This window comes from Micromonospora sp. NPDC005413 (assembly GCF_040606435.1).
In the GTDB taxonomy this organism is placed as follows: Bacteria; Actinomycetota; Actinomycetes; order Mycobacteriales; family Micromonosporaceae; genus Micromonospora.
This window is the reverse complement of record NZ_JBEXEV010000002.1, coordinates 503,145-516,809: the sequence shown is the minus strand read 5'-3', so window position 1 is coordinate 516,809 and position 13,665 is coordinate 503,145. Positions and strand designations below refer to the sequence as shown.

Annotated in this window: 11 protein-coding genes; 8 read left to right on the top strand and 3 right to left on the bottom strand. The window is 70.1% G+C overall.

What is annotated here, in order from left to right; translation table 11 throughout:
- Positions 1-167: 167 nt before the first annotated feature.
- A complete protein-coding gene (locus ABZS37_RS05190) occupies positions 168-1,106 on the top strand; it encodes a CDP-alcohol phosphatidyltransferase family protein (RefSeq protein WP_355165697.1) in 939 nt (312 codons plus the stop codon).
- 57 nt (positions 1,107-1,163) lie between these two features.
- Here ABZS37_RS05190 and ABZS37_RS05185 read toward each other — a convergent pair whose 3' ends face one another.
- The 3 genes from ABZS37_RS05185 to ABZS37_RS05175 all read right to left on the bottom strand — a co-directional run bounded on the left by ABZS37_RS05185 (position 1,164) and on the right by ABZS37_RS05175 (position 5,094).
- A complete protein-coding gene (locus tag ABZS37_RS05185) occupies positions 1,164-2,417 on the bottom strand; it encodes a phosphatidylserine decarboxylase (protein WP_355165695.1) in 1,254 nt (417 codons plus the stop codon).
- 170 nt (positions 2,418-2,587) lie between these two features.
- Positions 2,588-3,268: a hypothetical protein gene (locus ABZS37_RS05180; RefSeq protein WP_355165921.1), complete on the bottom strand. Its 681-nt coding sequence runs from the start codon at positions 3,266-3,268 to the stop codon at positions 2,588-2,590.
- Positions 3,265-5,094, bottom strand: coding sequence for a PspC domain-containing protein (locus ABZS37_RS05175; RefSeq protein WP_355165693.1), 1,830 nt, complete (start codon positions 5,092-5,094; stop codon positions 3,265-3,267). The genes ABZS37_RS05180 and ABZS37_RS05175 overlap by 4 nt, the downstream gene beginning before the upstream one ends.
- Positions 5,095-5,249: 155 nt before the next feature.
- On the opposite strand from ABZS37_RS05175, the gene ABZS37_RS05170 reads away from it, so the two are divergent.
- The 7 genes from ABZS37_RS05170 to ABZS37_RS05140 all read left to right on the top strand — a co-directional run bounded on the left by ABZS37_RS05170 (position 5,250) and on the right by ABZS37_RS05140 (position 13,531).
- Positions 5,250-6,515 (top strand): PspC domain-containing protein, encoded by a 1,266-nt coding sequence (locus ABZS37_RS05170; RefSeq protein WP_355165691.1) that lies wholly within the window; start codon positions 5,250-5,252, stop codon positions 6,513-6,515.
- A gap of 2 nt (positions 6,516-6,517) precedes the next feature.
- Entirely contained in the window at positions 6,518-7,204 is a 687-nt protein-coding gene (locus tag ABZS37_RS05165) for a response regulator transcription factor (RefSeq protein ID WP_355165911.1), read from the top strand.
- A gap of 589 nt (positions 7,205-7,793) precedes the next feature.
- Positions 7,794-9,434 carry an ABC transporter substrate-binding protein gene (locus ABZS37_RS05160; protein ID WP_355165689.1) on the top strand — a complete coding sequence of 547 codons (1,641 nt, stop codon included), beginning with the start codon at positions 7,794-7,796 and terminating at the stop codon, positions 9,432-9,434.
- A gap of 148 nt (positions 9,435-9,582) precedes the next feature.
- Complete coding sequence (locus ABZS37_RS05155; RefSeq protein ID WP_354995109.1) at positions 9,583-10,509, top strand: ABC transporter permease; 927 nt, start codon at positions 9,583-9,585, stop codon at positions 10,507-10,509.
- Positions 10,502-11,470, top strand: coding sequence for an ABC transporter permease (locus ABZS37_RS05150; protein WP_355165687.1), 969 nt, complete (start codon positions 10,502-10,504; stop codon positions 11,468-11,470). Before ABZS37_RS05155 ends, ABZS37_RS05150 begins: the two co-directional genes overlap by 8 nt.
- Positions 11,471-11,496: 26 nt before the next feature.
- Complete coding sequence (locus tag ABZS37_RS05145; protein WP_355165909.1) at positions 11,497-12,525, top strand: ABC transporter ATP-binding protein; 1,029 nt, start codon at positions 11,497-11,499, stop codon at positions 12,523-12,525.
- On the top strand, positions 12,518-13,531 hold the full coding sequence (locus tag ABZS37_RS05140; RefSeq protein WP_355165685.1) for a dipeptide ABC transporter ATP-binding protein: 1,014 nt from the start codon (positions 12,518-12,520) through the stop codon (positions 13,529-13,531). Before ABZS37_RS05145 ends, ABZS37_RS05140 begins: the two co-directional genes overlap by 8 nt.
- Positions 13,532-13,665 lie beyond the last annotated feature (134 nt).

The following is a 13,665-nucleotide window of genomic DNA, read 5'->3' as shown; positions in this document are numbered from 1 at the left end:
CCGCAAAACGGCTGCCAGGCCACGGAAGGTCCGGCACGACACAGCCGGACACCCGCCCCACGGCGGCCAGCCGATCCGGTGATGGAGGAAACGTGCCGAGAGCCCCATGGCGCCGGCGTCGTACTACTGACAGTCCGCGCCCCGCAGGGCGTCGCTGGGCGGGCCGGTTGCGCCGCAGCAGCACGTTCGCCCGCCAGGTGCTGTTGGTCCGGGTTGGTCGCCGTGACGGCGACCTGCACACGACCGACATGACCCCGCCCGAGCACAGGTACGCCGACCGGCAGCGCCGTCGCTACGGCCTGGACCGGCTCAGCCGGCCGGCACCGGGCGTCGGTCGAGCCGAGATCGAGGCGGTCATGCCGGTCAGCCCGGCGATGCCGCCGATGGCGCACGCCGACGAGGCTTCGTCCCGGTCGATCCCACTGCTTCCCGGTGAGCGCACCATCGCACGCCGGATGAAGTTCGGCCTGGTCAACGCCTGCACGCTGGCTAGTCTCATGCTCGGCATGCTGGCCATCTTCCTGGCCATGCAGGGCGAGGTGCGCATCGCCGCGCTCTGCCTGATCGCCTGCGTTGCCTTCGACGGTCTGGACGGCGCACTGGCCCGCCGGCTCGGCGTGGCCAGCCCGTTCGGCGCGCAGATGGACTCACTGGCCGACATGTGCTCGTTCGGTCTCGCCGCGCCGGTCGTGGTCTACGCCTCGCTCGCCGGCTCCGTCTCGACGGCTGCGGCGGCGGTGGCGTGCGCCCTGGTCGCGGCGTGTGCCGCGATTCGACTGGCCCGTTTCAACGTCTCACCCAAGGACGGGCGCTTCTTCTGCGGGGTGCCCAGCACCATGGCGGCCGCGGTGCTCGCCGTGACAGTGGCGATCGGCCTGCCGGTGCCCGGCGCCGTGCTGGTCGCCGGGGTGGCGCTGCTCGCCTTCGCGATGGTCTCGAGCTTCCCGTACGCCAAACTGGCCCGCCTGGTGAAGCTGCCGCCGTGGCTCTGGCTGGCCCCGGTGATCGGCGCGCTGGTCGACATCCGGCTCACGTTCGCCCTGATCGTGGTGGGCTACCTGGTCAGCGGGCCGGTGCTCTGGCTGCGGCAGCGCCGTACCGCCTGATCTGAGCAGACAGAACGGGGCGCCGCGGACAGCGGCGCCCCGTTTCTCGTTAGCGGGTCAGCGCCAGCGGGCGATGACCGTGGACCCACCGACGACCTTGTCGCCCGGCCCGACCAGCGGGTCCGCGGCCTCCGCCGGGAGGTAGACGTCGGTCCGTGAGCCGAACCGGATCAGCCCGAAGCGTTCGCCCTTGGCCAGCAGCGCGCCGATCGGCGCGCGCTGCACGATCCGGCGGGCGATCAGCCCGGTGCGCTGGGCGACCACCACCGTGCCACGAGCGGTGTCCAGCACGGTGTACGCCGCCACGTTGTGTTCCGCGTCCGGCTTCATCGCGTTGACGAAGCCACCGTCGGCGACGAAGTAGTCCACCACCTTGCCGGCGACCGGGGCCCGATTGACGTGCACGTCCAGCACTGACAGGAAGACCGCGACCCGCAGCCACTCGCCGTCGCCGAAACGCTCGTCGTGCAGTCGCTGCACCGACAGGACCCGCCCGTCCGCGCTGGCGACCACGGCGGTCGGGTCTTCCGGCACGTCCCGCTCCGGATCCCGGAAGAACGCGGCGACCGGCCCTGCGGCCAGCGCCGGCAGCAGCCAGAGCTTGGACGACGGACGCGCCACCCGGGCCAGCGCCGCGAGGCCCAACGCGATGCCCGCCGCGGCCACGCCGTTGGAGTCGATGTGCATGCCGCGGGTCAGCGGCACACTCGACGGCCGGTGCGCGGGGGCCAACCGGTCGGCCGCGGCCGGGCTGGCCGGGGTGAACCGCAGTCGGTAGACCCGTACCGGTGGCGAGTTGCGCAGCACCAGATCGGCGCCGACGCCGTAGAGGGCGTCCTGTCGAGCCAGTTCGACGGCGGCGCCGGTGGTGCGGCCGGGCGTGGCGGTGGTCGCCACGGTCAGTACCGCGCCGTCGGCAAGGTACTTGACCAGGCCCTCGATGCCGCTGCGGGTCTCGTCGGCGGTGCCGGTGAACACGTCGCCGACGATGACGACCGCGGCGGCCTCGGCCTCGGCCAGCGAGTCGACGACGTCCACCCGGTCGGCGACCCAGCGGCCCTGGGCGGTGACGTGCTCGCGGAGCGCTGCGGCGCCGGACAGCTCGGCGGGCACCACGGTGAGCCGGTCACCGGGGAGCAGCGCCTCGATCGCCGCGGTCAGCACCGCGGATTCCGGGCTCGCGCCGACCAGCAGGGCGACCTTGGGATCGTTGATCCGGGCCAGCTCGGTGACGAGCGTACGGGCGGCTCGCTCGCCGATGCGGACCGGACCGGACCGGCCGGTGGTACGCACGGCGGGGGACTGGGTCATGTCGGGCGGGCTCCTGACGGGGGTAGAGACGGGAATCGCGGCGGGACCGCCATGGCGGGACGGGCCGGCCGGCGGAGGCGAGATCTCCACCAACCAGCATATGCGTCCGTCCGCGCCAGCCGCACCGCCGTGGCCGGGGGGAGTAGGCCGACGCAGGCAGGCACCCGAGGTCACGGCTCCCTGCGCCGATCCTCCCGCTCGTCGCCCGGCCGCTCGCCGACGGCCTCGATTGGATGGTCGGGCCGCGTCGGCTCGTCGCCCTCCGCCGGGGCCGGTCGGGTGAGAATCCCGATTGTCGGCTCCTCGTTCCGGTCGTCGGGCTGGCCGGAGACCGGAGCCGTCTGCGGCTCCGACGGCGGGTGAGCCAGCCAGGCCGGGTGGATCACCTCGGTGGTCGGCGGCTCCGGTGTCGGTCCCGGCGGGGAAGCGTCCCAGGTGGAGCGTTCGGCTTCCCAGACCGGCAGACCCGCGCCGGAGGTCGACGCGGCGGCCCCGGAAACCGGCGCGGCGGCCCCGGAGACGGGCGCGGCGGCCCCGGAGACGGGCGCGGCGGCCCCGGAAACCGGCGCGGTCGCGCCGGAGACTGGTGCGGCGGCCGCAGCGGCACTGGCCTCGGCGGCACTGGCCTCGGCGGCACTGGCCTCGGCGGTCGGCTCCGGTCGGCCCGACTGACCCGAGCGCAGCGCACCGACCAGCCCGAAGATTCCGATCAGGATGAGGGCGCTGGCCAAGAACCAGCCGACCGGCGGCAACGCGAGCCCGAGCAGTTGGGCGAGCAGCCACCAGGCGGACAGCGCCAGGAACACGAGCCCAAAGGCGAACGACACCAGATCCGTGCGGTGAGCCTTCACCGGGTCACCTCCAGGTTGCCGGCATTGACATGGATGTAGAGGCGTAAGGTCCCGCCGCCGGGCCCGTCCGCGCCGACGTCGGTGGACTCCCGCAGGTTGCCGTCCAGCCCGCTGGACCGGTTGCCGAAGACGTTGGCGTCACCCGCGTTGACGTCGGCCACCGTGGTGACGTCCACGTTCGGCGGCACGACCACGGTCGCCTTGCCGAAGTTGATGGCGACGGTCACCTGGGTGTCCCGTTTCGTGAAGTCGATCCCTCGCAGGTCGAGCACGGCGTCACCGAAGCTGTTCTCGTACCGGTCGGCGAGGTCGCGATAGTCGGTGGGCGCCCAGGTCACCGCACCGTCGACCCCCCGGATCCGGTCGTAGGACTCGGCGACCGTCGCCGTGCCCAGCGCCGCCGCGGTCACCAGGCCAAGCGCGATGAGCCAGCGGGCCCGCCCGAACCAGGTGCCGACCAGCAGCCCCAGCCCGATCGTGGCCAACGCGGCCGCGAAGTACGCCGAGGCGCTCACGGTGAAGACGTCCAGCAGATCGAGCAGGGCGACCACACCGAGGACCAGGAAGATCAGGGAGAAGGTCACCGCGCCGAGCGGTGAACGCTCCCGGGGACGCTTCGGCGGCTTCGGTGGCTTCGGTGGTTTGGGCGGGGGGTACGCGGCGGGCGCGGGTGAGGCGTACGGGCCGTGCGGCGCGAACGGGGGACGGTAGCCGGACGGTGGCGCGGCGGTCGGGTAGCTGGACGGGGCAGCGGGTGCTGCGGTCACCGGCGCAGACGGCCAGCCAGCGCTGGGCATGCCGGTGCTCGGCCAGCCTGTGGCTGGTGTCGGCCAGCCGGCCTGGACAGTGGTCGTGCCGGCGGGTTGCCCGGACACCGGGCCGACCCCGGACACCGGCTGCGCCGTGGCGGACGGCAGCGGAGCGTCGGTCGGCTGCACGCCGTACGCCGGGGCGGTGACGGTGGGCGTTCCTCCCGTCGTCGCGGTGGCGTACGCCGGATCGCCGCCAACCATCGGTGCCGTTGCCAGCGGGCCGGTCGATGGCGCCGCGCCGTACGACGGTGCGGGCCAGGCCACCGGAGGGACCGGACCGGGCGGGGTGCCGGACGGCGCGGACGGCGCCGGCCCGCCCGGGGCGCCGGGCTGTGGATTCCGGCTGGGACGGTTGAGCAGCAGCGCGCCGGCGACCAGGATGGCCGCGCCGAGCAGCACCGCACGGAAGGCGTCGGTGACGATGTAGCCGAAGCTGGCCGCGACCAGGATGCCCAGGATGATCACGGTCACCGGCGACATGCTGGAGCGACCGCGCCCGAGCATGGACTCGACGGGGGACGCGGTGTCGCCCTCGTTCGGAATGATCAGCCAGGCGGCGACGTACACCAGGATGCCGATGCCCCCGAAGAACCCGAGCACCGCGAGCAGCACCCGCCAGAGCACCGGATCGGTGTTGGTGGCTCGTCCGATCGCCGCGCAGACGCCGGCCAGGTACCGCCCCTCACGCGGCCGAACCAGCCCGTACCGCGAGGTGAAACCGGTGCCGCCCAGCGGCGCGGACGGACCGGGACCCCCTGGCCCGGGTGGCGTGCCCCCGGCCCCGTAGCCGGTGCCGGCCGCGAACCCCGCGCCGGGGCCGTGGGCCGCGCCGTGCGGCGCGTAGCCGCCGGCCGGATCGCCGGGTGCGGTGGCGGCGGCCGGGCCGGAGCCGGTGGGTGGGCCGAACGCGGTGGGCTCGGTCCATTCGGCGGGCGTCGCGGCTGGTGAGGGCGGTGATGAACCGCCCGGCTGTGCCGACCCCGGTCGGGGTGGCGGGGCAGCTTCCTCGGTCATGCTTCGATCCTGCTGCCAGGTGAACCCGAGCGGCCTCAGGACCCGACCCTGACCCCACCCTGATATCCGGCGGCAGGAATGTCGGGGGCGTCCCCGTGGTCGTGGAGGCCGCAGCGTGTGACGATCGGATCACCGACCTTGACCAGCCCGCCACCGTGACCAGGGAGCCTCCGATCAGCACCGTGACTGCGCCCGCGCGCCTCTACCGCGCCCCCGAGCACCGGATGGCCGCCGGCGTCGCCGCCGGTATCGCCGACCATCTCGGCATTTCGGTGCTGCGGGTGCGCGTCGCGTTCATGGTGCTGCTCGGGCTGAGCGGGCTCGGCCTGCTGCTTTACGCGGCCTTCTGGGCGGTGGTGCCGCTGCGGCCCGGTGACACCGCGGTGCCGCCCCGGCGCGACGTGGCCCAACTCCTGCCGTTCGTGGGGATCGGGCTCGGTGTCCTGCTGATCCAGGTGATGGTCTTCGACTCGGTAGGCGCGGCGGGCACCGCCGGCTGGCTGGTGGCCATCATCGCGGTCGGCGCCGGGGTCATCTGGCACCAGTCCGCGCCCGAGCGGCGGCGGCAGTGGGGCGACACCATGCCGGTGCCCTGGCTCGGAGCGGTCGTCGAGGAGAGCGACCGGCGGGCCTTCGTGCTCCGGTTCATCGGCGGGGGAGTGCTGGTCGCGGTCGGCATCATCGGCGTCGCGGCCGTCTACTCGCCGGCGCAGAACTTCGACGCGGTCATCAACGGCGTGATCTTCGCGCTGGTCGGGCTGGCGGGCGTCGGCGTGGTCGCCGCGCCGGTGCTCTGGCGGACGTACAGCCAGCTCCGCTCGGAGCGTGAGGGGCGCATCCGCGAGCAGGAGCGGGCTGAGTTGGCCGCGATGGTGCACGACCAGGTGCTGCACACGTTGGCTCTGATCCAGCGCAACGCCAGCGACGTCAAGACGGTGCAGCGCCTGGCCCGAGGGCAGGAGCGTTCCCTGCGCAACTGGCTCTACAAGCCGACCGCCTCGCCGAGCGAGCGCTTCGCCGCCGCGTTGGAGCAGGCCGCAGCCGAGGTCGAGGACACCTTCGCGATCACCGTGGAGGCGGTGGTGGTCGGGGACCGGGAGACCGACGAGAAGGTCGGTGCGCTGGTCGCGGCCGCGCGGGAGGCGCTGGTGAACGCGGCCCGGCACGGCGGGGTGCAGACCGTGTCGCTCTACGCCGAGGTGGAGCCCGATCAAATCAGCGTCTTCGTCCGGGACCGGGGGAAGGGCTTCGATCCGGATACCGTGGAGGACCACCGGCACGGCGTACGCGGCTCGATCATCGGGCGGATGAAGCGGCACGGCGGACGGGCCGAAATCCGGTCCGGCCCGGGGGAGGGGACCGAGGTCCGGTTGATCCTGCCGATCTCCCGGGACTCGTCCGCAGCGGAGAGGAACAGATGACCATGGCCGAGCAGCCGACCGAGCACCTCGACCCGGCGGAAGCCCGCCCTGAGCGGCTGCGGGTGTTCCTGGTGGACGACCACGCCATGTTCCGGGCCGGGGTGCGCGCGGAGCTGGGCGCCCACGTCGAGGTGGTGGGCGAGGCGAGCACGGTGGCCGAGGCGGTGACTCGGATCGCCGCCGTCAGCCCCGACGTGGTGCTGCTCGACGTGCACATGCCCGACGGCGGCGGACGCGCGGTGCTGGAGGCGATGCGACGCAGCCACCCGCAGGTCAAGTTCCTGGCGCTGAGCGTGTCCGACGCGGCGGAAGACGTCATCGGGCTGATCCGTGCCGGTGCCCGGGGGTACGTCACCAAGACCATCTCCCCGGACGAACTGGCCGCGGCGATCCGGCGCGTGGCGGACGGTGACGCGGTGTTCAGCCCACGGCTGGCCGGGTTCGTGTTGGATGCCTTCGCGGCCCGACCGGACGCCCCGGTGGCCGACCCCGAGCTGGACCAGCTCACCAACCGTGAGCGGGAGGTCCTGCGGCTGCTGGCCCGGGGGTACGCGTACAAGGAGATCGCCAAGGAGCTGTTCATCTCCATCAAGACGGTGGAGACGCACGTGTCGAACGTGCTGCGCAAGCTTCAGATGTCCAACCGTTACGAGCTCTCCCGCTGGGCGGCGGATCGCCGCCTCGTGTGACGGTGGTTCCTCAACGGCGAGGATCAGAGGAACGACCGCGGCGCCCTCGTCCACCCAGCCGGTGATCGTGCCCGTGCAGCCGTGTTGACCTCGTCCGGACGGGTGGAAATGCGGGTGGTGACGCACGCCGCACCGCGTGAGGTGAACCCGGGGGCAGCGCCGACGGCGTGAGCCGAGGCTGAGGCCCAATGGTCAGGTGACCCACGTATTTCCTGCTCAATGCTGCCCACACCGACCGGTTTATGATCATTTTTCAAGTATCGGCAACGTGGCGAGCAACTAACGGCTTGATAACGGCACCTTCACGGAAGCGGCCAGTGGGTGTCACAGTGGCAACACCTCACCATCGGTGTGTGGCACTCCGTACGGCTCATGGCCATGACCTCGTCGATCGCGGCGGTTCGTGGCTGTGTCGTCTGCGTCGTGTCGCGCCTTGTTGGAGGGGGAGCCCGGCGGATCGGAACATCAGGGGTGTCCCCAACTTCCCTGTGGTCCCGGCGACCCGCGCCCCGGGTGGTCGGGCGGTGTCACCCCCAAACGTGCGTGAACTCCACGACGGAACCTGGTTAGAAAGAGGAGGCCCCTCGGAATGAGAGTCTCGAAGCGGGCGACGAGCGCGATCGCGCTCAGCGCAGCTGCCGCACTTGTCGCGAGCGGTTGCTCGAGCGGTGACGGTGACGGCGACGCTGCCACCAGCAAGGATGGCGCGATCGTTGTGCACGGTGTCCAGCCGGAGAACCCGCTGGTCCCGTCGAACACCACGGAGACCGGTGGCGGCAAGGTCATCGACTGGCTGTGGACCGGCCTGGTCGAGTACCCGAACGACGGTGGGGCCCCGCGCAACGCGCTGGCGGAGTCGATCAACACCACGGATTCCAAGGTCTTCACGATCAAGATCAAGAAGGGTACCAAGTTCCACGACGGTACCGAGGTGAAGGCGAAGAACTTCGTCGACGCCTGGAACTGGGCCGCCTACTCGCCGAACGGTGCGCAGAACGGCACCTTCTTCTCGGACATCGCCGGCTTCGACAAGACCTACACCGAGGACCCGGATGGCCCGGATGGCCCCAAGAAGGCCCCGGAGCCGTCGGCCAAGGAGATGTCCGGCCTGAAGGTCATCGACGAGCAGACCTTCGAGGTCACCCTGGGAGCGCCCACCGCGGTCTTCCCGACCAAGCTCGGCTACAGCGCCTTCATGCCGCTGCCGGACGCCTTCTTCACCATGAAGCCCGAAGAGTTCGGCAAGAAGCCGATCGGTAACGGCCCGGTGAAGTTCGTGTCGTGGGAGGACAACGTCCTCATCAAGCTGACGCGCTTCGACGACTACAACCTTCGCGACAAGATGAAGGTCAAGGACGTCGACGTCAAGCTCTACCAGGACGAGACGGCCGCCTACGCCGACCTGCTGGCGAACAACCTCGACTTCATGGAGGTTGTCCCCACCTCGGCGCTCGCCGGTGACAAGTGGAAGACCGACCTCGGTGACCGGGGCCTGTCGACCGTCACGCCGTCGACCGCGTTCATCGCGTTCCCGATCTACGACAAGCGCTTCGCGAACCCGAAGCTGCGTCGTGCCGTGTCGCTGTCGGTGAACCGGCAGGAGATCTCGGACAAGATCTTCTTCGGTACCCGCAAGCCGGCCGACAGCTGGGCGAACCCGCTGACCCCGGGCGCCAAGCCGGGCAACTGCACCGCCTGCAAGTTCGACCCGACCACGGCCAAGCAGCTGCTGACCGAGGCCGGTGGCTTCACGGGCGAGATGGTCTTCTACTACAACGCCGACTCCAGCCACAAGGACTGGATGGACGCCGTTGCGCAGCAGGTCAAGACCAACCTCGGCATCGAGGCTCGGGCTGAGGGCGTGCCGACCTTCGCGGTCTTCCGCCAGAACATCAACGCCCACAAGATGACCGGTCCGTACCGTGCCGCCTGGCAGCAGGACTACCCGGACGTCGAGAACTGGGTCAACCCGCTCTTCATCACCGGTGGCTCGTCGAACGACGGCCTCTACAGCAACAAGGACCTCGACGCCCTGGCCAAGCAGGCCAGCGGTGCGCCGAGTCTGGAAGCTTCGCACGAGGCCTTCGCCAAGGCCGTCGAGCTGGTTGACCAGGACGTCCCGAGCATCCCGGTCTACTTCTACGGTCAGCAGTCCGGCCACTCGGAGAAGATCAAGAAGCTCGAGCTGAACAACGTCGGCGAACTCGACATCACCTCGGTCGAGCTCTGATCCGAACGGTCTGACCCCGGGTCGGGCTCGCCACATCCGGTGAGCCCGACCCGGGGCCGTTCCGCGAGTGGGTGTTACAACACTCCACTCGCACGTTGTCACCACCGTGTCGGCCGTCCGACGCGCCCCCTGTCTGGAGGACCACCCCATGGGCCGTTATCTGTTGAGACGGCTGCTCCAACTCGTGCCGGTCTTCATCGGTACGACGTTCCTGATCTACTGGCTCGTCTGGTCTGTCCCAGGCGATCCGTTCGCCGGCAAGTGCGGTGAGCGTCGCTGTCCGGACCAGTACATCGCCTTCATGACTGAGAAGTACCACCTCGACCAGAACGTCTTCGTGCAGTACGCCAACTACATGAAGAACCTGCTCCAGGGTGACTTCGGTCAGACGTTCTCGCAGCGCGAGATCAGCGACATCATCGCGACGGCGTACCCGAACACGCTGAAGCTGGCCCTGGTCGCGCTCGCCATCGAGGCCGTGATCGGCCTCGGCGCCGGCGTGCTGACCGGTCTGCGGCGCAACGGCTTCCTGGACAACCTGGTCCTGGTCTCCACGCTCTTCCTGATCGCGCTGCCGGTCTTCGTCGTCGGCTTCGTGCTTCAGTGGTTGCTGGGCGTGCAGTGGGGCATCGTCAAGCCGACCGTCTCCTCCGAGATGCGGTGGTCCGAGCTGATCGTGCCGGGCTTCGTGCTCGGCAGTGCGTCAGTGGCGTACATCGCCCGGGTGGCACGGACGAGCATCGCGGAGAACCGCAGTGCCGACTACGTGCGCACCGCTATCGCCAAGGGTCTTCCGATGCGCCGGGTGGTAGGCGTGCACCTGCTGCGCAACTCGCTCATCCCGGTGGTCACCCTGCTCGGCACCGACCTCGGTGCCCTGATGGGCGGCGCGATCGTCACCGAGGGGATCTTCGGCATCAACGGGATCGGCCGCGCGGTGTACCGCGCGATCGTGACCAAGGAGAGCGCCACCGTGGTGGGCATCGTGGTCGTCCTAGTGCTGGTCTATCTCGTGATGAACCTGCTGGTTGACCTGCTCTACGCCGCCCTGGACCCGAGGATCCGTTATGAGTGACCCGAGTATCGCATCGATCGTCAGCACCCCTCCCACGCATCCAACCGACTCTGGCGCCGCTGCCCCCGGTGGCCTGCCGCAGAGCAACGAGAAGCCGCGCGGCCTGCTCGGTGACGCCTGGCGGGACCTTCGGCGCAAGCCGTTGTTCTGGATCTCCGCCACGTTGATCGTGCTCTTCCTGCTGATGGCGGCCTTCCCGGCGCTGTTCGCCCCGGGTGACGCGGTCAACGGATCCCTGTCCCGTAGCCTCAACAAGGCGTCCGGGGACGCCTGGTTCGGATACGACCTGCAGGGCCGGGACGTCTACGCCCGGGTCATCTACGGCGCGAGCGCCTCCATCCAGGTCGCCGTGCTCGCCGTAATCGGCACCCTGCTGCTGGGCGGCACCATGGGCATCATCGCCGGCTACCGCGGTGGTTGGGTCGACGGGCTGCTCAGCCGGATCGCCGACGTCTTCTTCGGCCTGCCGTTCGTGCTCGGCGCGATCGTCATCCTGACCACGTTCAACGGCTCGGGCACCAGCAACAGCAAGTTCGAGATCACGGGCCTGGTGACCATTTCCCTGATCGTGCTGAGCTGGCCGGTCGTGATGCGGCTGATGCGCTCCTCGGTGCTCGCCACCAAGGAGGCCGACTACATCGTGGCGGCCCGCGCGTTGGGTGCCGGCACCGGCCGGATCATCCTCAAGCACCTGCTGCCGAACTGCCTGGCCCCGCTGCTGGTCTACGGCACGATCATGGTCGGCTCGTTCATCGGCGCCGAGGCCACCCTGTCGTTCCTGGGCGTCGGCCTGAAGTCGCCGGTGGTGTCCTGGGGCATCATGATCAGCGACGGTAAGGATTTCATCCGGGTTGCGCCAGGGCTGGTCTTCTTCCCCGCCGCGTTCCTCGTCACCGCAGTGCTGAGCTTCGTGATGCTCGGTGAGGCGGTCCGCGAGGCCCTCGATCCGAAACTCCGCTAGGGGAGATCCAGTTGTCCGACATTCTCGTGTCCGAGCAGTCCGCGCCGGGATCCGGCGGGTCCGGACGTCCCTCCGGTCGGCTGCTCGAGGTCGACGACCTGCGGGTGGAGTTCCGTACCCGGGACGGCGTCGCAAAGGTCATCAACGGGGTGACGTACCACGTCGACGCGGGGGAGACCCTCGCCGTGCTCGGCGAGTCCGGCTCCGGTAAGAGCGTCACGGCACAGACCATCATGGGCATCCTCGACACGCCACCCGGTTTCGTCACCGGCGGGCAGGTCCGCTTCCACGGCAAGGACATGCTCCGCATGTCCAGCGAGGAGCGCCGCCGCATCCGCGGCGAGGGCATCGCGATGATCTTCCAGGACGCGCTCTCCGCGCTGAACCCCGTCTTCACCGTCGGGTTCCAGATCGCCGAGCAGTTCCGGGTCCGCCGGGGAATGGGTCGCGCGGAGGCAAAGAAGCGCGCGATCGACATGCTCGACCAGGTCAAGATCCCGAACGCCAAGGACCGGTTCAACAACTACCCACACCAGTTCTCCGGTGGCATGCGGCAGCGCGCGATGATCGCGATGTCGCTGGCGCTCGACCCGGAGGTGCTGATCGCGGACGAGCCGACCACCGCGCTCGACGTGACGGTGCAGGCCCAGATCATGGACCTGCTCGCCGAGCTTCAGCGTGAGCGGCAGATGGGCATGATCCTGATCACCCACGACCTCGGTGTGGTCGCCGACGTCGCGGACCGGATCGCGGTCATGTACGCGGGCCGGATCGTCGAGGAAGCCAACGTGTACGACCTGTACGCCAAGCCGGCGCACCCGTACACGATCGGTCTGATCGACTCGATCCCGCGCCTGGACGAGAAGGGGCAGCAGCTCCGGACGATCAAGGGCCTTCCGCCGAACCTCATGAACATCCCGCCGGGCTGCCCGTTCAACCCGCGCTGCCCGATGGCTCAGCCGGTGTGCCGGGAGAAGGTGCCGCCGCTGCTGCAGGTGGGCAACGCCCGGGCCAGCGCCTGCCACTTCGCCGAGGAGCTGGTGAACCGTGTCTGAGAACATCCTCGAGGTCCGTGACCTGGTCAAGCACTACCCCGTCACGCAGGGTGTGCTGTTCAAGAAGACCGTCGGTCAGGTCAAGGCGGTCGACGGAGTTTCGTTCGGTCTGGGCGCCGGCGAGACCCTCGGCGTGGTCGGCGAGTCCGGCTGCGGCAAGTCGACCCTCGCCCGGGTGCTGATGAACCTGGAGAAGCCGACCGCCGGCAGCGTGATCTACAAGGGCCAGGACACCTCCAAGCTGTCCGGTGGGGCGCTGCGGCGCCTCCGCCGGCAGATCCAGCTGGTCATGCAGGACCCGTACACCTCGCTGAACCCGCGGATGACCGTCGGCGACCTGATCGGTGAGCCGTTCGAGATCCACTCGGAGGTGGCGCCGAAGGGCAGCCGTCGGGCCAAGGTCAGGGAGCTGCTCGACCTGGTCGGGCTCAACCCGGAGCACATCAACCGGTACCCGCACCAGTTCTCCGGCGGTCAGCGTCAGCGCATCGGCATCGCCCGTGCGCTCGCGCTGCGGCCCGAGATCATCGTCTGCGACGAGCCGGTGTCGGCGCTGGACGTCTCCATCCAGGCCCAGGTGATGAACCTGCTGGAGCAGCTGCAGGGCGAGTTCGGGCTCTCGTACGTCTTCATCGCCCACGACCTGTCGGTGGTCCGCCACCTCTCCGACCGGGTCGCGGTGATGTACCTCGGCAAGGTCGTCGAGATCGGCACCGAGGACGAGATCTACGAGCGGCCGACCCACCCGTACACCCAGGCTCTGCTCTCCGCGGTGCCCGTTCCGGACCCGACGCAGCGGAACAACAAGACGATCATCCGGCTCACGGGTGACGTGCCGTCGCCGATCAGCCCGCCCTCGGGCTGCCGGTTCCGGACCCGCTGCTGGAAGGCGCAGGATGTCTGCGCCGAGCAGGTCCCGCTGCTGGAGATCCGACGCGACTCGGACCACCCGAGCGCCTGCCACTTCGCGGAGCGGCGCCAGATCGTCGCCACGCACGAGGCGTGAGTCACCGAAGCCGCCTGCCGACGTCGCCACGACGACGGCAGGCGGTTTTGGCTGTCCCGGGACCCGGATCGGGCCGCTCCCGCGCCGAATGGCCGGCTGGTAGGTCCGGGCCCGCCCCGGCAGCCAGCGGCCCG